Source organism: Steroidobacter cummioxidans (assembly GCF_003104955.1).
The window spans coordinates 78,963-103,690 of the sequence record NZ_LSRW01000018.1; the positions used below are offsets into that span (position 1 = coordinate 78,963).

The following is a 24,728-nucleotide window of genomic DNA, read 5'->3' on the forward strand; positions in this document are numbered from 1 at the left end:
CGGACAGCTCGTGCGCGCGATGATGGACACGCCGGCCCCTGCAGTTGTACTCTGCCGGCCTGGGCGCAATCTTCAGCGCTGCGAATCCGCCAGCCGGCCCTCAAAAACCCGCGCTCCGCCCGGAACCTCCTGCAATTTTCCATTTGTTAGCTCCGTTCGACGGCGCAGCGATGCGTCGCCATTTGCTGTATGCGAAGACATCCTACGTTCCTGATCATCGTGCTCGGCTTTTTGAATGCGCTGACACCGTTCACCATCGACCTGTATCTGCCGGCGTTCCCGCAGATTGCAGCCGATCTGCACGTCCCGGTGTCACGTATGTCGCTCAGCGTGTCGGTGTACTTCATCGGCTTTGCGCTCGGCCAGGTCATCTACGGCCCATTGCTCGATCGCTTCGGTCGGCAGCGGCCGATTTACGCAGGCTTGGCGATCTATGTGCTCGCCACGCTCGGCTGCATGACGACGACGTCGTTCGAAGGCCTGCTGGTGTACCGATTCATTTCGGCGCTCGGCGGCAGCGCTGCGTCGGTCGGTGCGATCGCATTGGTGCGCGATCATGTTCCCGCGGAGAAGGCGGCTCGTGCCTTCGCCACGCTGATGCTCGTTTTGAGCGTGTCGCCGCTGCTCGCGCCAAGCATCGGCAGCTTGATCGCGACCATCGCGAGTTGGCGGGTAATCTTCGCCACGCTGGCCGCGCTTGCCATTCTCGATCTCGCGCTCGTGATGTTCGCAATACCACGCACGTATTCACCCGACCCGTCGGTGAGTTTGCGACCCGCGCCAATTCTTCGAACGTTTCGCGATGCCCTGGCGCAGCCACAGTTCAGGACTTACACGATCGCCGGCTCCTTGTCGTTTGCAGGCTTGTTCGTGTTCGTGTCCGGCTCGCCGGCGGTATTCATGGACGGTTTCGGCGTCGGACCCGGTGGCTTCGGCGCGATCTTCGCCATTCTCGCCGGCGGGATGATTCTCGGCGGTCAGCTGAATCATCTGCTATTGAAACATTTCGCCAGCGAGCAGGTGTTTCGGCGCGCATTGCTGTTCCAGGTGATCGCTGGCGTCAGCTTCCTGGTGCTGTCTTTGACGCTGGATCTGGGCAAGTGGTCGACCGTGATGCTGCTGTTCGCGTTCCTGCATTGCGCCGGCATCACGTATCCGAACGCAGCGGCGCTGGCGCTGAAACCTTTCACCAAGAACATCGGCAGCGCCTCCTCGTTGCTGGGCTTCCTGCAATTGGGCACGGGCGCTATTGCTGCCGCGCTGGTCGGTGTACTGGATTTGACGGGTCCCCTACCCATGGCATTCGTCATGGCGATCTGCTCCACCGCGGGCTGGATCGTTTTGACCTCGGCGCGCGAGACGACGAACGAGCCAGTTGGCGAACATGCGTCGAAATAAGCAGTCGTCCTAACGGAATTCCCAGATGCAGGCGGGCGGCCGCTGGTTATTCTGCCGCTCATGCAGACACGCTGGCTCCGCACATTGATCGTGGCGCTGTGCGCGCTCGCTTGCGCATCGCATGCAACCGATGGCCCGGTGGAGTTCGACACGACGGGAGGTGACGCGTGGACCCTCGTCAAGCGCATCGAAGGCCGCGTCGACCCATCGGCCTGCGACCAAGTGCTGATTCGAGGTCCCGCCGGGACTGCGATTGCGACCCTCCAGGATCATCGATTCTGGGCTTCAGTCCCCTTGCGCAGCGGCGACAACGAAATTCGCGCGCGCTGTAATCGGCACGGCCGCGACATCGCGCATTCCTCCACTCAACATTGGCTAGCTCGCATCGAGGATCGGCCACGCGCATGGATCCGCACTCGCATCGATGGTCAAACCATTTTGATGGATGCAGGAGGCAGCCGAATGGCCGCGGGCATCAGTGCGCCGATCACACGTTACGAATGGCGGTCGCAGCGAGGCAATGCGGCGCCGCTGATTCTCACGACTCAATCCCTACTCGACATCACACCGGCAACTACAAAAAACATCCAGATCAAGACACCGGATGCGGACGGCGAATACTACGTCACGCTGCGAGTCAGCGATGCGCTCGGCCGCAGCGATGAGGGCACCACGGTCTTCGAAGTCGTTGACGGCTCGCCAAAAGAGGTCGATCCCGACCGCCACCGGCCTGCATGGATCTCGCAGAGTGTTCTGTATGGCGTGGCGCCGTTTGCCTTTGGTCACAACGGTTATGACGACGTTCGCAAACGGCTGCCGGAGATTGCCGCATTGGGCGTCACCGCCATCTGGCTCTCGCCCGTCACCGGTGCACCGCCTGAAGACTTCGGTTATGCGGTGACGGATCATTTTCAATCGCGAGCCGAGTTCGGGACAAAGCTGCAGCTGAAAGCGCTGATCGAGGCCGCGCACGCGCACGGGCTACGCGTACTCATCGATTTCATTCCAAATCATCTGGCAACCGCGCACCCCTATTACATCGATGCCGCCCGTCAGCTGCAGCGCTCGCCCTACTTCAACTGGTTCGAGCGCGACGCCAGTGGCCAGACCATGAACTATTTCGACTGGTCGCACTTGAAGAATCTCGAGTACGACAACCCGGAAGTGCAACGCTACATGATCGAAGCATTCAGCTACTGGGTACGCGAGCTGAATATCGACGGCTTCCGAGTGGATGTTAGTTGGGGCGTGCGCGAGCGGGCACCGGAGTTCTGGCCTCGTTGGCGACAGGAGCTCAAGCGCATCGATCCCGACATGCTGCTGATTGCCGAAGCGTCGGCCCTGGACGGCTATTACTTCCAACACGGCTTCGATGCCGCTTACGACTGGACCGGCAAACTCGGCGAATGGGCCTGGAATGATGCGTTCGCCGGCACAACCCCAGACCTGACTAAATTGCGTGCGGCGCTATTGAACAGCAGCCGCGATCTTCCGGAACCCGGCCTCGTGCTGCGCTTTCTGAACAACAACGACACTGGCGCCCGATTCATCACCCGACACGGCGCGGCTCTCACGCGAGTCGCTGCGACCCTGCTGCTCACCTTGCCGGGCTTGCCACTCATATATAACGGCGACGAAGTCGGCGCGCAGTTTCTCCCCTACGATGAGCAACCCCTGTCGTGGGACGACCGTCATCATCTGCTGCAGCACTACACCAAGCTGGTTCGGCTTCGAAAAGAGGTCGCAGCATTGCGCTCGCCAGAAATAGAGCTGATTGCGACCAATCGCGACGACGCCGTGCTGGCGTACATCCGTCGCCCGAGCAAGCCAGCCGCGGACTGTCATGACTCTGAAAACGCACTGGTTCTGCTCAACTTCAGCGCGGAGAATATCGATCTCAAACTGTCGCCTGTGACCGCACTCTCCAGCTCGTGGTGGGAGAAGCGGCTGCAAGATCGCCTGACAGGCGAGTACTTCACTCACCTTGCCTCGCAATCGCTGCGCCTCGAGCCTTTCGATGCTCGGGTTCTCACGGCTGACGCCTGCAACTGAGCCGACATCGGAACCATTCCCCCAGTCAGGGATTGCTCGGGCATCGAAGCCGACCCGGTGTCGCCATGAGTTCGCATGCGGTTGATTATTCCAGCTCCCTGCGCCAGGCCCGCACGCGAAGTGCACATGAGCTGCGTGCCAGTCTGCAACGTAAGAGTGAGGCGTTGCCGGAGCTGCACAGCGCTGAATTCGCGGAGCGTTTCGATCGCTTCGGCACTGCCAAGCTGGTGCTGCTCGGCGAAGCCACCCACGGTACGTCGGAGTTCTATCGCGCCCGTGCCGCGATTACACGGCGGCTGATCGAGAATCACGGCTTTTCCTTCGTGGCCATCGAAGGCGACTGGCCCGACGTCGCGCAGCTCGACAGCTATGTTCGTCATCTGACGCCCCGACCGAACCGAGAGCAGGCCTTTGCCCGCTTTCCGCAATGGATGTGGCGCAACGAGGAGTTCGCCGCATTCATCGACTGGCTGCGCACATACAACCGTGACCTCGATCCAAAGGCACGCGTCGCGTTGCATGGGCTCGACATATACAGCTTGCAATCGTCTATTGCCGCAGTACTGGAATTTCTGGATCGACGCGACCCCGCGCAAGCTACCGCGGCTCGGCAGCGCTACTCGTGCCTGACTCCGTGGCAGAACGAGCCTGCCCTGTACGGCCACCAGATACTGTCGGGTGGTGACACATGCGAGGATGAAGCTGTCGAACAGCTCCGCGCACTGTTGCTGCGTCGCCTCGGTTACTTGAACGAAGACGGCGAGACGTTCTTCAACGCCGCTCAGAATGCGCGGGTGGTTCGCAGTGCTGAACAGTACTACCGCCTGATGTATCGCAGTTCCGCCGAATCGTGGAATCTTCGCGATCGTCACATGTTCGATACGTTGCAAGCCCTGCTCGCGGGTGCTGCGGATACGGCACGCGTGAGATCCAACGGCGTCGCACGAGCCGTCGTCTGGGCACACAACTCTCATGTCGGCAATGCCGCCGCGACGGCGATGGGCTGGGCCGGGGAATTCAACATTGGCGAGCTGTGTCGCAAGGCCTATGGCAACAGCTGCGCTCTGATCGGCTTTGGCACCGATCGCGGCACGGTCGCTGCCGCAAGCGACTGGGGCGAGCCGATGCAAGTCAAAACCGTGCTTCCGGCCCGCGACGACAGCTATGAACACGCATTTCGCGAAGCTGGCCTGCCCCGCTCACTGACAGACTGGCGGGCGGATGCGGATCGAGCGCTTGCCGAGCAGTTGTCACATTCGCTGCTCGAGCGTGCCATCGGCGTGATCTACCGGCCGGAGACCGAGCTGCAAAGTCACTACTTTGAATCGATGCTCGGCGATCAGTTCGATGCCTGGGTGTGGTTCGAGCAAACCACGGCGATCAAGCCGCTGCCTGCGGGACACGGCACAGGCATGCCCGAAACGTATCCTTTTGGCGTGTGACAGGGATGGGCGCGCTCATTGAGCGAACATGTCGAAGTAACGTTCCTCGGTCCCGCGCATGCATAAGGCTACCTCCATGGAAAGAAATGGCTCGTCGGCGCTCGTCTTGCCCAGCACCTGACCTTCTGGCGAAATGATCCACGCCTGGCCCCCGAAAGCTCCCGAGCGATTCGACGACACCGCAAAGGCGTGTGCATGCTGGGCGAGCGAGCAGGCGCGCTGCAAACAGTCGCCGTTCTTTGCCATGTCGCCGGCCCGCGGGATTGCCAGGACATCGACAGTCTCCGCCTCGTAACCTCCCGGCGCCCAAATCTCGCTGCCGATCAACATCGCGATGCGCAACCCGCGCACTTCCACCGGAGTGAACTCAGCCGTCGCGCTGTCGTACCACGAGCCTTCGCGGGCGCCTTTCGTATCTGGCAGGAAGGACTTGGCGTGCAAGGAGAGCACACCGAGCGGTTCCTCCCAAAGAAATCCCTCGTCATAGCGCTCGTTACCAAAATCGACCGGCCGTGACGCCATCACCATCGCAGGGCTCAGTTCCCGCAGCCGATGCTCCCCTTCGTCGTGCGCTCGCACCGCCGCTGCCCACACTCCCCGATCGAAACGATCCGAGCTCGCGAACCAGCTGCTGAAAGGCATGTCCGGCAACACCACCAAGTCGCTATGCGCGCCGCGCACATGCTCGACGAGATCGCCCCAGGCCGAGTCGAACGGCTTGCGCGGGTCCGGCAGCTCACAGACGGTGATTTTCATGGGGCACCCCGGTCTAGAAAGGCCCGATCTAACAGGACGGGGCGCTACCGGCCTTTGTTCCAGCCCGGTGCTTCTATTCTGCTACCCTTTCGGCCACTCAGGCCCGACCGATCCCATGAGACTAGTGCTCGACACCAACATCGTTCTCGACTGGCTCCTCTTCGAGGACGCGCGCCTGTCCGAGCTGCAGCGCGCTTGGGATGAGCAACGAGTAGAGCTCGTTACTCACATGCCAGCGCTGGAGGAGTTGCGGCGCGTGCTGACGTATCCGCAGTTCAAGCTTGCGCAGAGCGAGCAAACAGCCTTGCTGGAGTGCTACGAATCGCGAGTTCGAATCGTTTCGTTACCGGCGGGGGTCACGCTGGAGAATCTCGGCATGCCCGCCGGCTTTCCTCGCTGCAAGGACCGCGACGACGATCATTTCCTCGCCCTCGCCTACCATCATCGCGCAGACGCCGTCGTCAGCAAGGATCGTGCAGTTCTGGATCTGGCGAAGCGCGCTCGAAAGTTTGGCGTGACGGTGCTTGGTCCGCAGCAGTTAACAGCGAAACTCACGGACACGAGCAGTCGGCTGATTTCTTAGCTGCTGAGCTTCTTGCGCAGGTCATCGATCGACGCAACCAGACTGCGGTAGGCTTGCTCCGCCGACGAGGTCTCATCAGCGGCATGCAACAGGTCTCCAGCGGAACCCAGGTCTTCCAACTCCTGGAACTTCCGGGCCAGAGCGTCAGCCCCAACAGTCGCCGCATTGGTCTTCAGCGTATGGGCGTGGCGTCTGAACTCCTTCGCATCGCCTTCAGTTAGCGATCCCCGCAGTCCATCGAGCAGTCGAGGTGCGCTGTCGACCATTGCTCCCAATACCAGGCGCGCACCCTTCTCACCGGCAGCTGAAATCAGCCGATCGATAGTCTCCTGTTGAAAGTCCGCCGCCGACTCGTTGTTTGCTGTGCCAGCATCGGCGCTGGTCGATGCCTCCACCTGCAGTTGTTGCCATAGCAGGACCTTTGCCAGCTGGTCGAGTTGCACCGGCTTGCTGATGTAATCGTCCATGCCAGCGGCCAGGCACAGCTCTCGATCGCCCGTCAGCGCGTTGGCCGTCATCGCGACGATGCGTGGCTGACGGTCCTTCGGCAAGCGCTCGCGGATCTGCCGAGTCGCATCGAGGCCATCCAACTCCGGCATCAAAACATCCATCAGGATGAGGTCATACGGCAATCGCATCGCAGCCTCGACTGCCTCGATGCCATTCGACACGATATCCGCCGTCTGCGACAACCGCTCCAGCAGCAACTGCGCCAGGCGCTGGTTCACGACATTGTCTTCGGCCAGCAGGATACGCAACGGTGACTGAAGTTGTGAGTGGCTGGCGCGCTGCAGATTGAGCTGATATTCCAGTGAATCGACCGAGCCCGTCAGCACAGCCGCCAGTGCATCGAAGACCTGGGATTGATGCAGCGGCTTGGTCAACACTCCTTTGACATTCGACCCGGCCGCGCGTGCTGCTTCATGCGCCGGGCCATGACTCGCCACCATCAGAATCTTTACCGAATGGTCGGCATCCAGCGTCGCAATTTCCGTGGCGAGCTGCGCTGCGTCCATGGTTGATGACGTGTAGTCGATGAGCGCTACGTCGAACTGTTGGCCGCTGCGAATCAGGTCCAGCGCCTGCGCAGGCGATGAAGTATCGACAACAGCCATGCCCCACGAGTCGCAGTACTGTCGCAACACGCCGCGGGTGGTTTCGTTCTCTGCCACGATGAGCACATGCCGGCCGTTCAGTTGCGTCGGATCCAGCGCTCCCGGCCGCGTCGGCAGGCGCTCAGCGGGCGCGGCTTCCAGCGGCAGTGTGACGGTGAATGTCGAGCCGACGCCGACGGTACTGTCTACCTGGATATCGCCGTTCATGGCCTCCGCCAGACGCTTGGAGATCGCCAGGCCCAGGCCCGTGCCGCCGTACACCCGAGTGGTGGAAACATCCACCTGGCTGAACATTTCGAACAAGCGGTGGCGGAGCTCCGGTGGAATCCCGATGCCGGTATCACGAATCGCGATCCGTATCGTGTAGCGATCATGCTGCTCGCGTGTCCCAGTGATCTCGGCAACGACTTCGCCGCCGGCCGTGAACTTCACTGCATTCGACAACAGATTGACCAGCACCTGGCGGATGCGCGCCGTATCGCCGATGAAATAATCGGGCAACTGTGGATCGTAGTTGTAAGCCAGCTCCAGGCCTTTTTCCTGGGCCCGATTCGCCAGCAGATCCAGTGACTCCTCCACGCACACGCGCAGATTGAACGCCTGCTGCTCCAGATCGAGCCGCCCGGCTTCGATCTTGGAGAAATCCAGGATGTCATTGATCAGGTCCAGCAGCACGCCGCCGCTCAAACGCGCCATTTCGACGTACTCGCGCTGACGCTCGTCGAGCTGCGTGTCCTTGAGCAGACTGGTGGCCCCGATGATGGCGTTGAGCGGCGTGCGAATCTCGTGACTCATGGTCGCCAGGAAGCTCGATTTCGCCGCGCTCGCCGATTCCACTTGATTCAATCGTTCGAGCCTGGTGGCCAGCAACGCCGCGCTGTGGCGCAGTACGTCGACCTCATCGGAAAAGCGCGAATCGATCCGGTCCTCGCCCAACAAACCGCGCGCTTCCGCGAACTTCTGTTCGGCCACCACCGGCAGTGCTCGCGTGACGCGAACCAGCCGACGCAGCACCGGCCACGCTACGATCAACAAAGCCAGCGATGAAAAGGCCAGACCACCAGCGATCGCCAAGGTGCTTTTCTTCGTATCCGCCCGAATGCGGGCTTGCGCGGCCGTATCGTCGACGATGAACAGCGCCTCGGGCCCACCATCATCGCCGAGCAGGCGCGCCGGCAATGTATGAATCTGGAGCAGATAGCTGCGCTCGCCAACGACCTTCGCCACTCTGGTGTTGGCAGCGGGCGTCGGCCGCTCATAGTTCAATTCGGCCAACACCGGCACCAGCGTGGGCGCATTGGTGAGCACGCGCAGATGCCGTCCCCACAGCTGTGGCAATGACTGGTCGCTGGAAGTGTCGCCGGACTCCATCAGCGCGACATCCGCGCCCGCCACCCGCTGAAACGCCTGCAGCTGATCCGACGCGAGCTGGCTCACTATCATCGAGATCTCGCGACCATCGCGATCGAACGCGGGCACGAAAGCGTGGAGTACACACTCGCGGACACAGGTGAGACGCGCCATCGGCCGATGTGTCTGACGCAAGCTGCTCAGCACATCGCTAACATTGAACGGCAAGGCAGTGCCCGAGGCAGTGCTGGCCCAGCGCGCGATCAGCTGCCCCTCCGCGGTGTAATACTCGATGCGAGTCAACGCCGACAACAACCCTGCGGCCGGCGAGAGATCGGCCAGGTCGCTCGACTGCAACTCGCGCGTGCTGGTCACCGCCGCCATGTTGGTGGCAAGCCGAGTCAACTCGTCGCTGGCGCGCTCGAGCAGCGCGTTGAGCGACATGCCGAAGCGATCCATCTCCTCCTGGCGATTGCGCTCGTTCTGCTCCTGCAGGCTGTGGTAGCCGAGATAGCCGAGGAAGGGATAGGTCGTGCCAAGCAGGATGATGAGCAGCAGCAGCGCCTTCCACATCAAGCTCAGGCGTGGCCGCATCCGATGGGACGATTCGGGAGGTGGCAACGCCGTGGAATTCATGCCGCTCAGAACTTGTAGCCCGCCATCAGCATGAGCATCGACCAGCGCTGGTGGCGCACGGGCGGCGGATTCTCCAGCCGCTGCAGCGTCGCCGTGCCATTGATCCAATGGTGCTCGGCCCAGAAGCCCCAGTGCTGATCGGGGCGCCAGTTGATACCAATGGTGAAATCGTGACTGAACTGCGTCCGGCGGTCGACTCCGGGATTCGCCGCGGCAAAGTCACGGCCACTGCGATCGTGGCGATCCCGATAGGAACTGTCGAGTCGCGTCATTACCGCCCAACTGGAGTTGAGCCGATACTCGGCCTGCAGATACCCGGCGTCCGCCGCGACGCGCTGATGCAGGAACGGCGCTCCCATGAATGTCAGTCGGTTGTCATTGTCGATCAACACATACTCGGCGGTGAGCGTGACGCGCTCAGCGTTGAAGCGAGCCGAGAACACATTCAGATCGACATCGAAACGGCCGCTGAGATCGATCTCTGGAGCCGTGGACAGGCGGAACTGCCCACCGAAATGGCTATACGCAAACTGCCATCTGCCACCGTCGATCGAATCCATGATCTGGATGTTCCAGGAGTCGCCGACGCGCAGATCGAACGGCACGGTGAGTTCCACCAGCAAGCGCTCGTCGTTCCTCCGCACGTCTCGCTCCGCGTTGAGGGTGGCCGTGAACGACAGCTCATGCATCCCCATGACGGTGGCGCCGTAAGCCTGTGCACCTGGCGATGTGAAGATCAGACTGCGCTGATTCTGATTGTCGCTGTAAACGGAAGGCAGCAAGATGCTCGGCCGCGTGAACACCACGTCACGGGTTTCATTGTAGAAACCGAGAGCGTTCTTCACTTTGCCGGCGCGCAAGCCCGCTTGAATGCCTGCTTCGGACAGCACGCGATAGTCGGCAACCGCGTAGTCCAGACGTACCGAACCGTCATCGCTGATGCCCGCATCGCGGACCGCCGCCTGGACCGCGAACGAAAGGTTCGGTTGCACGCGCACCGCTGCGTTGATGCCCGCCTCGTAATAGTCGAAGCTGCCGCCGGAGCTGTCGCCAAAGAAATCATTGTGACTGCTCAGCACAAAGCCTTGCGCCGCATAGCCATGAATCTGATAGTCGAGCGCGCTCGCGGAGCCGCTGCAAAAAATCGCGGCGAGTGCGGCCGCAAGGCGCACACGGCAGCACTGTTCTGCTGTCTTGTTCAATCCGTCAGCCATGGCCATCTGCCGTCAACACCACGATGGTCCAGCGCGGCGGCGCTGGGCGATTTTGCGATGAGGTTTCGCGCTTGCGCACGAATCCGATCGCACCCGGCGTCGAGCGCACACGCTCGACCATTTCCGCTTCCGAGCGCACCACGGTAGGAGCAAAGCCGGTGCCGGTAAAAACCATGCGATCCCAGGCCCGGCGCAGCACGTACGAGTACATGCCGAGTCGCTCGCGATAAAACCGATCGCTGAGCGGATTGTCGTCCGGCAGTACGAACACGCGAATGGGCGTGCCATCGGGCCATTCGCGCACTCGCATCGTGAACACCGCACGCAACAGGTTGCGATCCAATGTGACTTTCGCCAGCGATGGACTGACGATGACCTCGACCGCAAGGTCGCTGTTCTGCGAGCTCGCGGTAAACGAGAGCATCAAGAGCAGCGCGCTCAGCAAGCAGCGCAACCGGCGCAGCATCGGCATGTGGACGGGAAAATTCACTAACGCTCTATCCTTGAGAATGCAGCTCGGATGCCAGGTGCTGGCCAATGGTGGCGGCGAACGATACCGGATCGACGGGCTTGACGATGCATCCATCGAAGTCCGCAGCAAGCTCTTGCCGTTGCTCCTCGCGCATCGAGGCCGCGGTGAAGGCCAACACCGGCACCTTGTGCCAATCGTTGTTGGCTCGTAGTGCCTGCACCAGTTGCGGCCCCTCGATCACGGGTAAGTCGAGATCGCAGAGAATGAGATCGGCGGTGTTCTCCAGCGCCAGGCGCATGCCACTGCCGCCATCGGTCGCACTACTGACGGTGTAGCCAGCGTCGCGCAACAGATACTCGGCGAGCGCCAGGCTCATTTCATTGTCTTCAATGATTAGGACGTGCGCGCTCATGGGAAGCGTCACGCGGGCAGCGTGAACCGAAACTCCGCGCCACGGCCTTTCTCAGCCTCTGCCCAGATCGTACCGCCATGCCGCTCGATCAGCTGCTTCGCCATCGCCAGCCCCGTTCCCAGTCCTTCGAACTCTTCCTCAGTGTGCATGCGCTGGAAGATTCCAAACAAGCGACGCGCATACTTGGGATCGAAGCCGACGCCGTTGTCCTTGACGCAATAAACGATGTGATGCCCCTGTTGCTTGCCGCTGACTTCGATGCGTGGCTGCGCAGCGTGCCGGGTGAACTTGAATGCATTTGTCAGCAGGTTGTGACACACCAGGCGCAGCAGCTCGAAGTCGGCTCGAGCAGGAGGCAACTCTTCGACCACAACTTCGATCTGACGATCCGGTGTCGCAGCACGCAGCTCCGCGATGATCTTGCTGGTCAGTGCCGCGACATCGACGCTTTGTCGATGCAGCGGACGTTGGCTGAGCGTATCGAAACGCGTCAACGCCTCGACTCGCATCGCCAACTTCGCCGCGCCGCTGCCAATATGATCGAGCAGGCCCGTGGTCCGCGGCGGCAGCTGTTCGGCGTGATCGGTGACGAGGATCTTCGACATCTGTTCGAGCATCCGCAGCGGCGCGCGAAAATCGTGAGAGAGGACGTGTCCGCGCTGCTCGAGCGCCGCCTGGCTTCGCCTCAGTTCCTCACGCAGCTCCGTCGAGCTCGCCTCGAACAAGGTAATGAGCACACCGCCGATTCCGCCTGAGTCATCGTGCACGGGAACAAACGAAAGCGTTACGACGACCAGTTCGCTGCCGCCGTCGCGATCGAGCGATACCTGTTGATTCTCCAGTCGTGCCGACTCGCCGCGAGTCGCACGTTCGAAGCACGCATGCATGGCGGGCCACGATTGCACCCAACTGTGAGCGAAATCCACGCCGAGCGCCTCGCCATGAATGAGCGACACTCGAGAATAGGCGTCGTTATAGAGCTGCGAGCGTTGTTCGCCCCAGGCAATGCACGAGGGCGCAGGGAACCCGAGACAAATGCCAAGTGCGGTTCGTAAACTCAGCGGCCACTTGTCGATCGTCCCCAGCGCATGGCTCGTCCAGTCTTTTGCAATGATCGCCTCACCCATGGCGCTGCCCGCAAACATCGGGCCGGCACCGGTGCGATCTTCCTGCCGCTTCATCGTGACACTCTGCTGTTGCCGTCGGCGTTTAGCAGCAACGACGACGTGGAATCGGATGATCTGAGATTCGTTGCGGTGTGTCCAGCTGCAAACGCCGTGGTCGATGCACGATCAACGGCATCGACCGTGGTTAATACGTACAGTCGCTCGCTCCGGCGTCAACCTGTCGCCCGGAACCGCCGCACGGCGCGCTGAAAGAACAGGCTGTTCGGAATTTGCAGCGTCGGGCCGGGCTGGCCGTCATCGGTGCCCTCTTCCTGTAACGTCGTGTAGATCAGATTGATATCGATCACTCGTCCCTGCAAGCCGGCCTTCTCGCCGTTCTCCAGCACCTCGATGCGGTCATACAGTCGGAACGGACGCGTCGTGAAGATCAACACCGAGCAAAAGATGTTGGAGAGCACGCTCCACACGGCGAAGAACGCCACCGCCGCGACGGCCGCAAAACCGGTGAAAGCGCCCCACAGCACCGACGCGGATACGCCCACTCGCTCGAGCACGAACAGCAGCGCCGCACCGTAAATCAAAAAGGCCGAGATCCGGCGCCCGATGGTCAGTATCTCGGGTGGCAGATTGTGCTCGCCCAGACGACGCATCACTCGACGTGCCAGCCGCTGCGTCAGCCACGCCGCCAGAATGATCAACAACACCTGAACAGCGGGAACGATCACGTCCAACCACTGCCGGGCCCATGACGGCCAGAATTCACTCATCGCTCGAAAACACCTTCGCTGCTTGCACACCCCACGATTGCTGAATCATGGGACCGTGAAGAATACGACAGTAGCCTTATCCCGTCACAGCGCTAGGATAGCGTTCGGCAAGAAAGGAGCCTGTCATGAAATCTGGTATCGACGCAGATCGACGGTTGTTGATCAAGCTCGCGGCGGCGGCTGCCGCCGTCGGCTCGGGCGCGTTGCCTGCCCTGGCAGCTACAGCAACGAGCACCCGCATCGGCGTCATCGGCTCCGGCAAGGTCGGCAGCGCCATCGGCGGCAGCTGGATCAAGAGTGGGCACGAAGTGATATTCTCCTCGCGCAATCTCGCTCATGACAAGGCGCTTGCAGCAGAGCTCGGCGCAAAAGCGCGAGCGGGCTCGCCCGCAGAAGCCGCCGCATTCGGCGAGGCTGTATTGATCGCGGTTCCCTATGGCTCTCTGCCGGAACTAGGCAAAAGCCTCGGTGACACAATCAAAGGCAAGGTCGTCATCGACGCGTGCAACCCCTTCCCAGCACGCGACGGCGAGATCGCCACCCGCGCCCGCGAACAAGGCGTCGGACTCACTTCCGCCGAGTTGCTTCCTGGCGCCCGCATCGTTCGCGCATTCAACGCAATTGGTGCTGCGCGCATGGGCAGTGCCATCGAATCGCCGGGCAAAATTGGAATGCCCATTGCCGGCGATGACGCGCAAGCCATTGCCCTCGCCTCGCGCCTGATTCGTGACGTCGGTTATGAGCCCGTGCTCATCGGCGGACTGGATATGGGCAAGTACCTCATGCCTGGAACGCCGCTCGCGGGCGAACATACGCCGGCTGAAATTCGTGACATCGTCGCGAAGCTCAAAGCTTGAGTGGCGTTGCCCTCATTGCGGCTGGTTTTCTGACTCGCAGGCGAGCAAAGTGCCGATTGTCACGCTGGCGCTAATAACAATCGGGAGTGATCTCGTATGTTTGCCAAGCTCGCGGCCGAGTTCGTTGGCACCTTCTGGCTGGTGCTTGGCGGCTGTGGCAGCGCCGTGCTGGCCGCGGCCTTTCCGGAACTGGGGATCGGACTGGCCGGCGTGTCGCTCGCTTTCGGCCTGACTGTCCTCACGGGCGCTTATTCGCTCGGCCCGATCTCGGGCGGCCACTTCAATCCGGCAGTCACCGTCGGGCTCTGGGCCGGCGGCAGGTTTCCTGCGAGCCAGATCCTTTCATATGTCGTGGCGCAGGTCGCAGGCGCGATCGTCGCCGCAGCCGTCCTGTATGTCATCGCTTCTGGTGCACCGGATTTCACTGTCACGAAAGGATTCGCCAGCAACGGCTACGGCGAACACTCGCCCGGCGGCTATTCCATGCTGGCGAGCGCGGTCAGCGAAATCGTGATGACGTTCATGTTCCTGATCGTCATTCTCGGCGCCACTCATAAACGCGCGCCAGTCGGCTTCGCAGGCCTCGCAATCGGTCTGGCATTGACGCTCATTCATCTCATCAGTATTCCGGTCACCAACACTTCGGTGAATCCGGCGCGCAGCACCGGCCCGGCATTGTTCGTGGGTGACTGGGCAGTCGGTCAGCTGTGGTTTTTCTGGGTGATGCCCATCATCGGCGCGGTGCTCGCGGGCGTCGTGTACAAGAACGTGTTCGAAGCAGAGGAAGTCAGTCCGCCGCCGATTACTGGCCGCACCACCTAGCGGCACGCGCCACAGCCTCGCTACATGGTGAAGCGGAACAAGGTACCGACGGTCCACAGGTGAACCGGCTCGCCGGCGATGTCATAACGCGTCCACCCCAGCGTTGCGGTGATTTCTTCGAGCAATGCGACCTCTATGCCGGCGCCGAAGAAAACATCCGAGCCGCGACGGGAGAAGCCATATTCCTCGCCCTGCAAGCTGGTCCCGTGAGTGCGCGACCGCCAGTAATACTTGCCACCCCGCAACTCCATCGCGACCCGTTCGCTGAGCGGCAATTTCAGCTGCATGCCGAGATCGGTGCCGCGGATCCTCTGCGTACTGTCGTCGCCGGAATACTCCCCGAGATCGGTGTAGCCGAGATGAACAGCCAGATAGTCGGTGAAGCGATAACCGGTGAACACGCGCCAACCCGGCCGGCTCTTATCGCCAAAAGTGGCGGACGCATCGAGGCTGTACGTGCTCAAGTCGCCCGTCGGTGGGACGGACTCGCCTTTGCCTTGCGCCCAGCCCACTTGCGTACCGAGCGACCAGCGAGAGGCCGCCTGGTCCGCCGACGCGGTGGCAGCCGCCAGGCAAGCTAGCGGAATCAGGACTGAATGAAATAGCGCTCTGATCGCAGGCACGCCACCTACTCCTTGACATCGCCGGGATTTTTCCAGAAGCCGGCACAGCCAAGCGCCGCTTCTTCCCCAGTTCTCGGGCCCGAACCATAACACCGCATCGCCTGCCCCGCACGTACTTGCCAAACAGGACATTCAGGGTCCCCTTTTCGACCGCCGCCACTTTATTTTTTTAATCGCGCTTCGAGCATTGCAGATCGCGATTCGCCCACCTACTGTATATCCACACAGCTCGCAGCCTCCCTCGCAGCGGCCTGTGCAGGAAACATTGAGGTGTTATCGAGTCGCACGAGGCGGCAGTTCCCGTCCACGGCGGTTTCAAAGGAGTAGTCATGACGCAGTTTATTGCAAACAAATGGGTGGACGGCGCCGCCACCGGCACGGGTGACGGGTCGCAGACGAATCCGTGGACCATGGCACAGGCGATCGCCAACGCCAGCCCGGGAGATGTCATCCAGCTCAACGCCGGCACCATTGCCGGTTCGAATACGGCTCAGCCCAAATCGGCTTGCTTTCCGATCACGCGGGCGGGCACGTCCACCCAGCCCATCATCTGGTTCGCCGAAAACTATGCGGCGCTGAGCAGCACTGGCCGCACCACATTCACGCATCCCGGCACGACCACGGGCAATCCCGTCATCGGACTGACTGCGCCGTACAACTATGTTTACGGCGTGCACGTGTACGAGCCGAACGCGATGCCAGGACGGGACACGGGCTCGATCATCATCGAGGCACCGCATGTGAAGCTGTGCTACTGCCACCTGGATCGAGCGCAGGCCGAATGGCCGACCTACACCAGCGGCAGCGCGGCGACCAATCTCGCCGGCGTCTATATCGAGCCGACCGAAGCAGCTGACGTGTTCGACGTGCAGCTCACCGACAATCTGTTCACGAACTATACGGCTGACAGTAACGTGCTCTATGGCTGTGCCGCCGTGATGATGTTTTCCATCACCACACGCTTTTGTCATGACATCACGTTCGAGAACAACACCTTCGACTACGTCAACGTCGCGGTGTACGTCAAAGGCGCCGGCACGTCCCGCCCGGTGCGCGGCGGCCTGGTATTTCGCCGGAATCTGAGCCGCGTCAACGACGATGGCTATGGCGTGAACATCTATCACTACAATCTCTCGGACACCGACGACACCTACGGCCCGAACGTGTTCGTGCAGAACCTCAGCTATGGCGGACGCATGTTTGTCCGGCCGCACTTTCAAGGCGGCGGCGTCGACACCCGCTCGGTCTATTTGATCAACAACACGTCTATCAACATGACCGGCACCGGTGAGGACGGCTGGCTGCGCGATTCCTTTCAGGGCAACCAATCCACCCCGACCTGGCGGATTCACAACAACATTCTGCACACGGGCACGAGGTTCTATTGCATGCCGTATTTCGGCTCCAACGGCAGCGACAGCTCCGTGCTGTCACGCGACCGGAATACCGCCTATAACTTCAGCAACTCGTACTCGTATGTGGGCAACGCGACGCCGGCCATCGGCGCCGAGACATTGAGCCAGCTGCAATCGCGAACCGGTCAAGACCTGAACTCGCAGGTTCGTGATCCGCTGCTGGCGTCGACGACGTGGGGCAATGCGCAGTTCGGCCAGTTGCAGAGCACCTCCAGCGAACGCAATTCAGGCGTCGACATCCTCGATCTGCTCGGCGGCGGCACCAGCGGCTCTATCAACCGCGGCTGCTTCATCACCTCGAACATGTCGGATCTGATCGGTGTCCGTCCGTTGTCGTCCGGCATCGAGTTCAACGCAGCGAGCCAAGCCGCGGCGGAAACCGCCACGATCTCTGTTTCTCACACAGCAGCAGGAGCCAACCGCCATGTGCTGATCGGCGTGATGAACGACGGCACCGTGCCTTCGTCTGTCACGTACGGCACTCAGACGCCGACGCTGCTGCGAACAGAGGGTCGTCTGCATCTGTATAGCCTGTTGAATCCTGACACGGGCGCGCAAACCGTATCCGCGGTCAGCGCGATCGGTGTCACGAATCAGGTGATCGCAGTCGTTTCGCGAACGGGTGTCGCCAGCGTGGGTACCGCCGTCGGCGCGCAGAACGATGAGGAGTCATACATCGACGTGAACGTGTCGTCCGCGCCAGGCAATTTAGTCGCAGACTTCTGCTTGATGGTGCGACTGGAGATGGAAGCGGCGTCGGGACAAACCGAGAGAGTGTCGTACGACGACCCCGGCGTGGGCTACCTGTCGATCGGCATGTCCGACAAGCCGGGCGCATCTTCGGTCACGATGCAGTGGCTGACGGATGAAACATTCGGCGACAACGCCATCATCGCGGTTCCGCTCATCGCTGCGTGACGCACAGGCGTCGATTGATCGGTAGGTAGTGCGGTTACGGTGGCGCGGAGTTGGATATGGATGTCTGCTCCGCGCTACCGGATTCAGGATCACTTACGCAAAGTGACGGAGTGCGTACATGCCACCAAACATCGCGCCCACAGCACACACGACCGAGGCAACGGCGTAGAGCGCCGCAGCGGCGGTGTCGCCTCGCTCATGAAGCAGGCCGACCTCCAGCGAGAAGGCGGAGAAGGTGGTGAAGCCACCGAGGATGCCCGTCACGAGGAACAGGCGAAGGTTTGCGGACAGATGCGAGCGTAGCGCAAACCACTCGGCCAACACCCCGATGAGCAACGAACCGAGCACGTTGATGACAAAGGTGCCGAAAGGATAACGAGCACCGACGAGGTGGGTGGCAAGAACATTCATTCCATGCCGGCACGCCGCACCGAGCCCACCGCCCATGAAAACGATCAGAAAGCCATTCATCGACAGACCCTCCAATGACAAAGTGAAGGGTCGACGTCGGTTTCTTGAGGCGTACTCCTACCGCAAGAAGGTGATGACCCTCAGTACAGCAGGAGCTATCAGCCTTATTGGCGGTTATTCGGGAAGCCCCATTCCCTAATCGAGTCGCAAGAATACACGTTCGCGTCGCTGCGCGCGCCTAGGATCTGCCCTGCCAGGCTTCGTAAAGATCCACACGCGACTGCAGACGAACCGGCAGGTAGGCGATCTTCATGGCTTGTTCCGAGAAGGGCTTGGCCAGATCGGCATAGATCGCAGCGGTGGACAGGCCGTAAGGCGCACCGTCGTCGTTGGAATACGCATACGTGATCTCGGTAACGCCGGCCAGGCGCATCGCCGCCATGCACATAGGACAGGGGTGACCACTGGCGAACACTGCGCAACCGGCAAGATTGGGCGAGCCGAGCTTCTGACTGGCAGCGCGGATCGCCATCAGCTCTGCGTGTGCTGTGGGATCGTTCGTACGGATCACCTCGTTCACGCCCGTCGCCAGCACTTCGCCATTCTTCACGACGACAGCGCCGAAGGGCCGAGCACCGCGCTCGACGTTCGCATATGCAAGCTCGATCGCCGTACGAAGGAAAGTGTCTGGAGTACTCATGGCCGCGCCTCTGCGATGGTCGACGCGATTGTATGCGCTCCCGCCTACAAACGCGCGCGTCACTCCATGAGGTAAGTATTTGGACGTGAGCCGGCAGTTCCAAATCATTGTAAGCTCAACAACCTCTCCTCTCGTTCTCGCACACTCACAGCGAGGATCGGCTATGTCGCAAGCATCGCAGTCGCATGACTGGACGAAACCGGCGGCCGTCGCGATTCCCAAGGAAGGCTTCTTCACGCCCGAACGGGGCCGCTACGGGCCAGTCTTTCCCCAGACACCGGCAAACTATGGATTCTCGATCGTCGCCAAGGTCAAGCCCGGTCGTGAGCAGGCCATCCGCGAATACGGCAAGACCATCGAGGAGGCGGTGAAAGCGGATCCTACAGTGCTGGCACCGCTGAAACTCCACTACCTGCGCTGGCTGCTGTTCGATATCGGCTCGGGCCTGCACTTCATGTATCAGGGCATTTTCGACACCGATTTCGACAAGTACGTCGAGGATGCGCTGGTGCTGTTCGCGAAGACCGGCATCACCACAGTGTTCGTCAATCTGGAGGGCTGGCCGGAGGACTGGAAGACCAATGCGCCGGCCGTGATCCAGTTCTTCCGCGATCACCAGTGTCCGAGTTTCCTGGAGTACGGCGAGTATCCGTACGTCAGTGCCGACGAGATCAAGAAGGCGCTGCGAGTGAAGGCCCTGTTCTCCCAGATGCTGGATCAAATGCAATGAGCCGGCCGGCATGCTCGAGCTCGACGACATACAGCACTTCCTGGTGACTCGACCGCACGCATTGGCGGCCCGTTACGAGTTCCTTTCGTTCCGCACACCGGGCAGCGCTCAGCTCTGGCTGAATGGCATTGTGGACAAAGTCGGCACTGCCCAGAAAGTCAAAGCAGCCGACGCGCACGACATGCGCTGGGTCACGATTGCGTTTACCTGGAATGGCCTGCTCGCGACAGGAGTCGAGCATTCGTCGCTGGCAACTTTCCCCGATGAGTTTCGCGAAGGCATGGCTGCTCGTGCGGAGATTCTGGGCGACGTGGGGCGCAATGACCCGAAGCACTGGGTCGGTGACCTGGCGAGCAACGAGTTGCATGCCATCCTCGTATTGTTCGCTCGCGACATCGAGCAGCGCGATCGGTCCGTGCGCGATTACGAGAAGTTCCTGGCTCAGTGCGCTGGAGTGGAGCGACTTTCATTCCTGAACCTGGCAGCCATTCCTCCCTATGAGTATTCGCACGATCACTTCGGCTACCGGGACCGACTGTCACAATGCGTCGTGGCAGGCACGGACGAGGTTGCCAATCCGGGCTCAGGGGCGCCGCTCAAGGCAGGCGAGTTCTTCCTCGGTTATCCCGACGAAGACGGCGACGGTCCGCGTCTACCAAGTCCGGAGATTCTCTCGCGCAATGGCAGCTATCTCGCGTACCGACGTCTGCAGGAGCACGTGGGCACGTTCCGCGAATTCCTCGAACAGCATGGCAAGACTCGAGAAGAACAGGAACTGGTCGCCGCGAAATTGATGGGACGCTGGCGCAGTGGAGCCCCGCTCGTGCTGGCGCCTGAGCGCGACGACCCAGCACTCGGCGCGGATCCATTGCGCAACAACGATTTCAACTACAAGACCATGGATCCACACGGCTATGCAGTTCCGCTCGGGTCGCACATTCGCCGCATGAATCCGCGCGATACGGCCGTGAATATGAATCGCCGCAGGATGATACGCCGCGGCGGTACGTACGGCCCGCACCTTCCTGAAGGCGCTCCCGAAGATGGCGTAGAACGCGGCATAGCTGCATTCATCGGCTGCGCGAGTCTGGTTCGCCAGTTCGAGTTCGCACAGAACGTGTGGGTGAACGATCCGAAGTTTCACGAGCTCGACCACGAACGCGATCCCATCATCGGTACGCATGACGGCACGTTTCAAATGACGATACCGAAGCGGCCGGTGCGCCGGAAACTCACTGGGCTGCCCTCCTTCACCACCGTCAGGGGCGGTGCCTATTTCTTTCTTCCCGGCATCCGCGCGCTGCGGTTCCTCGCTTCAGGAGCGCGGGCACAGTCGTCAACGTAATTCGGGCTGGAGACTGCCATGGCAGAAGCAAAGATCCATGTGCCGACGACCGAGGCGCGGAGCCCAGCGCGGAGCTACAACCAGTCGCATCTCGCACGCAAGCAAACATCCACAGGCCGGCGGGTCAGCATCTATGTGTCCTGGAGTTTTCCAGGCGAGGCGAACCGCAATCTCGCGGAGCTGGACAATCGTTTCTCGACCATGACCGAAGTGCGCCGCGTGGAATGGCCTGCCTGGGAAGGTGCCGAGTGGTCGAGTCCAACGATGTTTCAACAAGGCATCGCGGGCGCGCTCGAACTGTTCTTTCGGGCCTGGATCCCGTTCCAGCAACTGGTCGGGGAAGTGACTGGCCACACGGTCCCTGTGTTTCAACGTGTGGACCAGGCCGGTTACCGACTGCCACTCGATGAACGCGTGCTGGGAGACGCCGATACTCTGTTTGTATTCGGCCTCGATCATAATTTGACGCAACAGGAAGCCTCGGCGGAAGAAATCGAGGCGCTGCGGCTATGGCTCAGCCGCGAGGGAACCTGCCTGGTGCTCGGCCCGCATCACGATGTTGGAGCTTCCGAGGACCTCAACGAGCGCGAAATGGAATATACGCACCATGGCGATGCTCTGGTGCCACGCCAGCAACGATTCGGCCAATACGTGCGCTCGTTGATGCAGGGCTTGGGCGTGCCGGTCGAGAACCGATATGGATTGCGCCCCGGTGTCATCGAAGGCACGAAACAGATCGCTCCGCTGACCGTGGCTCGCGATCTGGACACACGGGGCTGGCTCGCAGGCGTCACGAACTTCAGCTTCCACAAACATCTGCCTCACTATGAAGTGACCTCCAATGACGCGAAGGCCGTGCGCGTGCTCGCTCGGCAGCCCATCGATCTATCCAAACCGCATCCTTTCACGGCCACCGGCAAGCGCGAGTTCAACACGCTCGTATGGATGCCTCCCGCGGGCAGCCGCGCCGGAGACGTCCTGATCGTCGATTCAACTGTGTTCAGCACGCTGTTTGGCGCGGATGACAGTGTGAAGTCGTTCTGGAAGAACCTTGTAACGGCGCAGTGAGCCCGATGAACGCGAGTGACGTCATCGTAATTGGAGCGGGGCCTTCCGGCGTGATCGCCGCGCTCCGTGCGGCGGAACTTGGAGCTCGGACCACGCTCGTCACTCGCAGCGAGTTCGGCGGCATGGCTGCGAATGACGGACCGGTGCCAGTGAGAACCCTCGCCCAAGCTGCTCGACTGTTGCGTGGAGCACGCACCCTCGATCGCTTCGGAATATCTGTCGGCACCCCCGTGCTCGACTATTCGAGATTGCTCGAGCGCGTACGCATCGTCGTCGAGGAGACCCGCTGCCATTCGGCGTTTCGCAGCGAGATCGATCGGCTTGGTGTCACCCTCATCGAGCACGCGGGCGATGCGCGTTTCGTCGATGCTCACACGATCGAAACGCAGAGCGGCCTGCAGATGCAGGCTGAGAAGATCATCCTGTGTGCCGGAGGAACGAGCCGGCGGCTGTCCGTTCCCGGCGCTGAGTTGACCGCCACGCACAGTGACGCCTGGGCTTTAAAAGAAATTCCGCGATCGATCCTGGTCATCGGCGGCGGCATGACTGGTGCTCAGGTCGCCTCGATCTTCCACGCCTTCGGCTCACGGATACTTTTGTTTCAGAGGGCAGCACGAATCCTTCCGGACGAGGACGAAGACGTCTCGACCGCGGTCGCTACGGCCTTCCGCGACGCGGGCATGGTTGTGCGGGAAAGCTTCGGCGATATCGATTCGTTCGAACGAACGAGCAGTGGGGTCCGAATGAATTTCTCGCGAGGCGCGGAGCAAGAAAGCGTACATGCCGAGCTGATCGTACTGGCGATCGGCTGGGTCGCCGACGTTCGTGGGCTGAATCTGCCGGCCGCCGGCGTCCAGACCGACGCTCGAGGATACATCGCCGTCGACGCCTCGCAGCGAACCTCCACTTCGCACATCTTCGCTGCCGGTGACATTACGGGACGGTGGATGCTGGTCCCTCAGGCCATCCAGGACGGCTGGGTCGCAGCCACGAACGCGGTCCGAGGAACGTTCGAAGTGCTGGACAACGTCGTATGCCCGACCGGTGGTTTTACGGATCCGGAATACGCGAGCGTTGGACTGACAGAACGGCAGGCTCGCGAGTCACACGATGTCGTTTCGGCGGTAGTGCGTTTCGATGCAACGACGAGAACCATCATCGACGACCGCACGGCCGGGTTCTGCAAGCTGCTCGTCGAACGCGGCACCCGCCAGATTCTCGGCTGCCACGTCGTCGGCGAGCGAGCGGTGGAAATCGTTCAAATCGTGGCAGTTGTCATGTCGAGTCGGTTGCGAGTGGATGAGCTCGTTCGCGTTCCGCTGTCCTTCCCTACGTACACCGGCATTCTCGCGCGTACTGCGTATCGCGCGGTTGACCAGCTTGGGCTACCCGCGCGATGGATACCGACTTAACCGCTGTCCATGCCCACGATCCGAACCCTTGTTCTCATCTTTGTCGAGACGCCGCTCGGACGATGGGTTTAGGATACTGAAAAATGGATCTGACCCCTTTGCCACTCGAACATGCCACAGAACCTGAAAATCGCCACCGCTCAATTCGAAGCTCGCAGCGGCGACAAACATTTCAACCTGCGCATGATCGACGACCTTTCCGCCAGGGCAGCCTCGGCAGGAGCGGACGTCGTCGCTTTCCACGAATGCTCCGTCACCGGCTACAGCTTTGCTCGCTCCTTGTCGAAGGAGCAGATGTGGGAGCTCGCGGAAGCCATCCCGAACGGCGAGAGCACGGCTGCACTCGTCGAGATCGCGAGCCGTCACCGCATCAACGTGCTGGCGGGCCTGTTCGAGCGAGGCGACGACAGCGAGATCTACAAGGCGCAGGTCTGCGTCGGTGCGGACGGCATCAAGGCCAAATTTCGCAAGCTCCATCCCTTCATCAATCCGCACATCAAGCCTGGCAGCGAGTACACGGTGTTCGAGCTCGGCGGCTGGAAATGCAGCATCCTGACCTGCTACGACAACAACATCATCGAGAATGTCCGCGCGACTGCCCTGCTGGGCGCGGAGATCATCTTCATGCCGCACGTGACGATGTGTACACCGTCGACGCGCCCTGGCGCCGGCTTTGTGGATCCAAAGTTGTGGGCGAATCGGCAAGTCGATCCGACCTCGCTGCGCGCCGAGTTCGACGGCCTCAAGGGTCGTGCGTGGCTGATGAAATGGTTGCCAGCCCGGGCATACGACAACGGCGTGTACGTCGTTTTTTCGAATGCCATCGGCATGGATGACGACCAACTGAAGAATGGCTGCTCGATGGTCGTCGATCCCTTCGGCGATGTCCTGGCCGAATGCCGCGCTCTCGGCAACGACATTGCGATCGCAACTTGTTCGCACGAGAAGCTCGCGAAATCCGGCGGCCATCGTTACCGCGAAGCACGCCGGCCGGAACTGTATCGACACATCCTCGGCGCCGATCACCAATCGCGACAGCAGATCGCATGGATGCCCGCACCGCCAACGAAGTCGCGCGACTGAGGCGCCCGATCGAACGACGA

The 24,728-nt window shown here is 61.2% G+C and carries 22 protein-coding genes and 1 riboswitch; of the genes, 12 read left to right on the forward strand and 10 right to left on the reverse strand.

Going from position 1 to position 24,728, the window contains the following annotated elements; all coding sequences use genetic code 11:
* The first annotated feature begins 189 nt into the window (after positions 1 to 189).
* From D0550_RS11800 to D0550_RS11810, 3 genes are all read left to right on the forward strand, one after another.
* Positions 190 to 1,398 (forward strand): multidrug effflux MFS transporter, encoded by a 1,209-nt coding sequence (locus D0550_RS11800; protein WP_116809389.1) that lies wholly within the window; start codon positions 190 to 192, stop codon positions 1,396 to 1,398.
* Positions 1,399 to 1,458: 60 nt separating this feature from the next.
* Positions 1,459 to 3,450: an alpha-amylase family glycosyl hydrolase gene (locus D0550_RS11805; RefSeq protein WP_116809390.1), complete on the forward strand. Its 1,992-nt coding sequence runs from the start codon at positions 1,459 to 1,461 to the stop codon at positions 3,448 to 3,450.
* Between the two features lie 65 nt (positions 3,451 to 3,515).
* Positions 3,516 to 4,892: an erythromycin esterase family protein gene (locus tag D0550_RS11810; RefSeq protein WP_116809391.1), complete on the forward strand. Its 1,377-nt coding sequence runs from the start codon at positions 3,516 to 3,518 to the stop codon at positions 4,890 to 4,892.
* A gap of 15 nt (positions 4,893 to 4,907) precedes the next feature.
* On the opposite strand, the gene D0550_RS11815 is transcribed toward D0550_RS11810, so the two are convergent.
* Positions 4,908 to 5,648, reverse strand: coding sequence for a carbon-nitrogen hydrolase family protein (locus tag D0550_RS11815; RefSeq protein ID WP_161965779.1), 741 nt, complete (start codon positions 5,646 to 5,648; stop codon positions 4,908 to 4,910).
* 115 nt (positions 5,649 to 5,763) lie between these two features.
* On the opposite strand from D0550_RS11815, the gene D0550_RS11820 reads away from it, so the two are divergent.
* Positions 5,764 to 6,231, forward strand: coding sequence for a putative toxin-antitoxin system toxin component, PIN family (locus D0550_RS11820; RefSeq protein ID WP_161965780.1), 468 nt, complete (start codon positions 5,764 to 5,766; stop codon positions 6,229 to 6,231).
* On the opposite strand, the gene D0550_RS11825 is transcribed toward D0550_RS11820, so the two are convergent.
* From D0550_RS11825 to D0550_RS11850, 6 genes are all read right to left on the reverse strand, one after another.
* Positions 6,228 to 9,332 carry a response regulator gene (locus D0550_RS11825; RefSeq protein WP_116809394.1) on the reverse strand — a complete coding sequence of 1,035 codons (3,105 nt, stop codon included), beginning with the start codon at positions 9,330 to 9,332 and terminating at the stop codon, positions 6,228 to 6,230. The genes D0550_RS11820 and D0550_RS11825 overlap by 4 nt on opposite strands.
* Positions 9,333 to 9,337: 5 nt before the next feature.
* Positions 9,338 to 10,546 (reverse strand): hypothetical protein, encoded by a 1,209-nt coding sequence (locus tag D0550_RS11830; protein WP_153067128.1) that lies wholly within the window; start codon positions 10,544 to 10,546, stop codon positions 9,338 to 9,340.
* On the reverse strand, positions 10,539 to 11,036 hold the full coding sequence (locus D0550_RS11835; RefSeq protein WP_174842488.1) for a type 2 periplasmic-binding domain-containing protein: 498 nt from the start codon (positions 11,034 to 11,036) through the stop codon (positions 10,539 to 10,541). The genes D0550_RS11830 and D0550_RS11835 overlap by 8 nt, the downstream gene beginning before the upstream one ends.
* Positions 11,037 to 11,043: 7 nt before the next feature.
* Positions 11,044 to 11,430: a response regulator gene (locus D0550_RS11840; RefSeq protein WP_116809396.1), complete on the reverse strand. Its 387-nt coding sequence runs from the start codon at positions 11,428 to 11,430 to the stop codon at positions 11,044 to 11,046.
* 8 nt (positions 11,431 to 11,438) lie between these two features.
* Complete coding sequence (locus tag D0550_RS11845; RefSeq protein ID WP_116809397.1) at positions 11,439 to 12,611, reverse strand: sensor histidine kinase; 1,173 nt, start codon at positions 12,609 to 12,611, stop codon at positions 11,439 to 11,441.
* Between the two features lie 158 nt (positions 12,612 to 12,769).
* Positions 12,770 to 13,324 carry a mechanosensitive ion channel family protein gene (locus D0550_RS11850; protein WP_116809398.1) on the reverse strand — a complete coding sequence of 185 codons (555 nt, stop codon included), beginning with the start codon at positions 13,322 to 13,324 and terminating at the stop codon, positions 12,770 to 12,772.
* A 125-nt stretch (positions 13,325 to 13,449) separates the two neighbouring features.
* Between D0550_RS11850 and D0550_RS11855 the strand changes: the two genes are divergently transcribed.
* Both D0550_RS11855 and aqpZ read left to right on the forward strand, forming a co-directional pair.
* Positions 13,450 to 14,181 (forward strand): NADPH-dependent F420 reductase, encoded by a 732-nt coding sequence (locus D0550_RS11855; RefSeq protein ID WP_206606221.1) that lies wholly within the window; start codon positions 13,450 to 13,452, stop codon positions 14,179 to 14,181.
* A gap of 96 nt (positions 14,182 to 14,277) precedes the next feature.
* The gene (gene aqpZ / locus D0550_RS11860) at positions 14,278 to 15,003 is read left to right on the forward strand and encodes an aquaporin Z (RefSeq protein ID WP_116809399.1); all 726 of its coding nucleotides are present in this window, start codon (positions 14,278 to 14,280) and stop codon (positions 15,001 to 15,003) included.
* A gap of 20 nt (positions 15,004 to 15,023) precedes the next feature.
* Here the strand turns inward: aqpZ and D0550_RS11865 are convergent, their stop codons facing one another.
* Positions 15,024 to 15,626 (reverse strand): outer membrane beta-barrel protein, encoded by a 603-nt coding sequence (locus D0550_RS11865; RefSeq protein ID WP_161965781.1) that lies wholly within the window; start codon positions 15,624 to 15,626, stop codon positions 15,024 to 15,026.
* A 329-nt stretch (positions 15,627 to 15,955) separates the two neighbouring features.
* Between D0550_RS11865 and D0550_RS11870 the strand changes: the two genes are divergently transcribed.
* The gene (locus D0550_RS11870; RefSeq protein ID WP_116809401.1) at positions 15,956 to 17,959 is read left to right on the forward strand and encodes a hypothetical protein; all 2,004 of its coding nucleotides are present in this window, start codon (positions 15,956 to 15,958) and stop codon (positions 17,957 to 17,959) included.
* A 93-nt stretch (positions 17,960 to 18,052) separates the two neighbouring features.
* Here D0550_RS11870 and crcB read toward each other — a convergent pair whose 3' ends face one another.
* Both crcB and D0550_RS11880 read right to left on the reverse strand, forming a co-directional pair.
* Complete coding sequence (gene crcB, locus D0550_RS11875) at positions 18,053 to 18,430, reverse strand: fluoride efflux transporter CrcB (RefSeq protein ID WP_174842489.1); 378 nt, start codon at positions 18,428 to 18,430, stop codon at positions 18,053 to 18,055.
* A gap of 82 nt (positions 18,431 to 18,512) precedes the next feature.
* Positions 18,513 to 18,575: riboswitch (Fluoride riboswitch) on the reverse strand.
* Between the two features lie 33 nt (positions 18,576 to 18,608).
* Positions 18,609 to 19,070: a nucleoside deaminase gene (locus tag D0550_RS11880; protein WP_116809402.1), complete on the reverse strand. Its 462-nt coding sequence runs from the start codon at positions 19,068 to 19,070 to the stop codon at positions 18,609 to 18,611.
* A 163-nt stretch (positions 19,071 to 19,233) separates the two neighbouring features.
* On the opposite strand from D0550_RS11880, the gene D0550_RS11885 reads away from it, so the two are divergent.
* The 5 genes from D0550_RS11885 (at position 19,234) to D0550_RS11905 (ending at position 24,708) form a co-directional block, all read left to right on the forward strand.
* Positions 19,234 to 19,800: a hypothetical protein gene (locus D0550_RS11885; protein WP_116809403.1), complete on the forward strand. Its 567-nt coding sequence runs from the start codon at positions 19,234 to 19,236 to the stop codon at positions 19,798 to 19,800.
* Between the two features lie 10 nt (positions 19,801 to 19,810).
* Positions 19,811 to 21,145 carry a Dyp-type peroxidase gene (locus D0550_RS11890; protein WP_116809404.1) on the forward strand — a complete coding sequence of 445 codons (1,335 nt, stop codon included), beginning with the start codon at positions 19,811 to 19,813 and terminating at the stop codon, positions 21,143 to 21,145.
* Positions 21,146 to 21,163: 18 nt separating this feature from the next.
* A complete protein-coding gene (locus D0550_RS11895) occupies positions 21,164 to 22,213 on the forward strand; it encodes a hypothetical protein (RefSeq protein WP_116809405.1) in 1,050 nt (349 codons plus the stop codon).
* Positions 22,214 to 22,218: 5 nt separating this feature from the next.
* A complete protein-coding gene (locus D0550_RS11900; protein WP_116809406.1) occupies positions 22,219 to 23,625 on the forward strand; it encodes a dihydrolipoyl dehydrogenase family protein in 1,407 nt (468 codons plus the stop codon).
* Between the two features lie 111 nt (positions 23,626 to 23,736).
* Entirely contained in the window at positions 23,737 to 24,708 is a 972-nt protein-coding gene (locus D0550_RS11905; protein WP_116809407.1) for a nitrilase family protein, read from the forward strand.
* The last annotated feature ends 20 nt before the right edge of the window (positions 24,709 to 24,728 follow it).

Excerpts from the sequence above, each read along its gene's own strand:
- D0550_RS11805 (WP_116809390.1), top strand. The coding sequence starts at position 1,459 with ATGCAGACACGCTGGCTCCGCACATTGATCGTGGCGCTGTGCGCGCTC.
- D0550_RS11820 (WP_161965780.1), top strand. The coding sequence starts at position 5,764 with ATGAGACTAGTGCTCGACACCAACATCGTTCTCGACTGGCTCCTCTTC.
- D0550_RS11800 (WP_116809389.1), top strand. The coding sequence starts at position 190 with ATGCGAAGACATCCTACGTTCCTGATCATCGTGCTCGGCTTTTTGAAT.
- D0550_RS11840 (WP_116809396.1), bottom strand. The coding sequence starts at position 11,430 with ATGAGCGCGCACGTCCTAATCATTGAAGACAATGAAATGAGCCTGGCG.
- D0550_RS11885 (WP_116809403.1), top strand. The coding sequence starts at position 19,234 with ATGTCGCAAGCATCGCAGTCGCATGACTGGACGAAACCGGCGGCCGTC.
- D0550_RS11850 (WP_116809398.1), bottom strand. The coding sequence starts at position 13,324 with ATGAGTGAATTCTGGCCGTCATGGGCCCGGCAGTGGTTGGACGTGATC.
- D0550_RS11855 (WP_206606221.1), top strand. The coding sequence starts at position 13,450 with ATGAAATCTGGTATCGACGCAGATCGACGGTTGTTGATCAAGCTCGCG.
- crcB (WP_174842489.1), bottom strand. The coding sequence starts at position 18,430 with ATGAATGGCTTTCTGATCGTTTTCATGGGCGGTGGGCTCGGTGCGGCG.
- D0550_RS11870 (WP_116809401.1), top strand. The coding sequence starts at position 15,956 with ATGACGCAGTTTATTGCAAACAAATGGGTGGACGGCGCCGCCACCGGC.
- D0550_RS11815 (WP_161965779.1), bottom strand. The coding sequence starts at position 5,648 with ATGAAAATCACCGTCTGTGAGCTGCCGGACCCGCGCAAGCCGTTCGAC.
- D0550_RS11890 (WP_116809404.1), top strand. The coding sequence starts at position 19,811 with ATGCTCGAGCTCGACGACATACAGCACTTCCTGGTGACTCGACCGCAC.
- D0550_RS11830 (WP_153067128.1), bottom strand. The coding sequence starts at position 10,546 with ATGGCTGACGGATTGAACAAGACAGCAGAACAGTGCTGCCGTGTGCGC.
- aqpZ (WP_116809399.1), top strand. The coding sequence starts at position 14,278 with ATGTTTGCCAAGCTCGCGGCCGAGTTCGTTGGCACCTTCTGGCTGGTG.
- D0550_RS11905 (WP_116809407.1), top strand. The coding sequence starts at position 23,737 with ATGCCACAGAACCTGAAAATCGCCACCGCTCAATTCGAAGCTCGCAGC.
- D0550_RS11900 (WP_116809406.1), top strand. The coding sequence starts at position 22,219 with ATGAACGCGAGTGACGTCATCGTAATTGGAGCGGGGCCTTCCGGCGTG.
- D0550_RS11880 (WP_116809402.1), bottom strand. The coding sequence starts at position 19,070 with ATGAGTACTCCAGACACTTTCCTTCGTACGGCGATCGAGCTTGCATAT.
- D0550_RS11895 (WP_116809405.1), top strand. The coding sequence starts at position 21,164 with ATGGCAGAAGCAAAGATCCATGTGCCGACGACCGAGGCGCGGAGCCCA.
- D0550_RS11825 (WP_116809394.1), bottom strand. The coding sequence starts at position 9,332 with ATGAATTCCACGGCGTTGCCACCTCCCGAATCGTCCCATCGGATGCGG.
- D0550_RS11845 (WP_116809397.1), bottom strand. The coding sequence starts at position 12,611 with ATGAAGCGGCAGGAAGATCGCACCGGTGCCGGCCCGATGTTTGCGGGC.
- D0550_RS11810 (WP_116809391.1), top strand. The coding sequence starts at position 3,516 with ATGAGTTCGCATGCGGTTGATTATTCCAGCTCCCTGCGCCAGGCCCGC.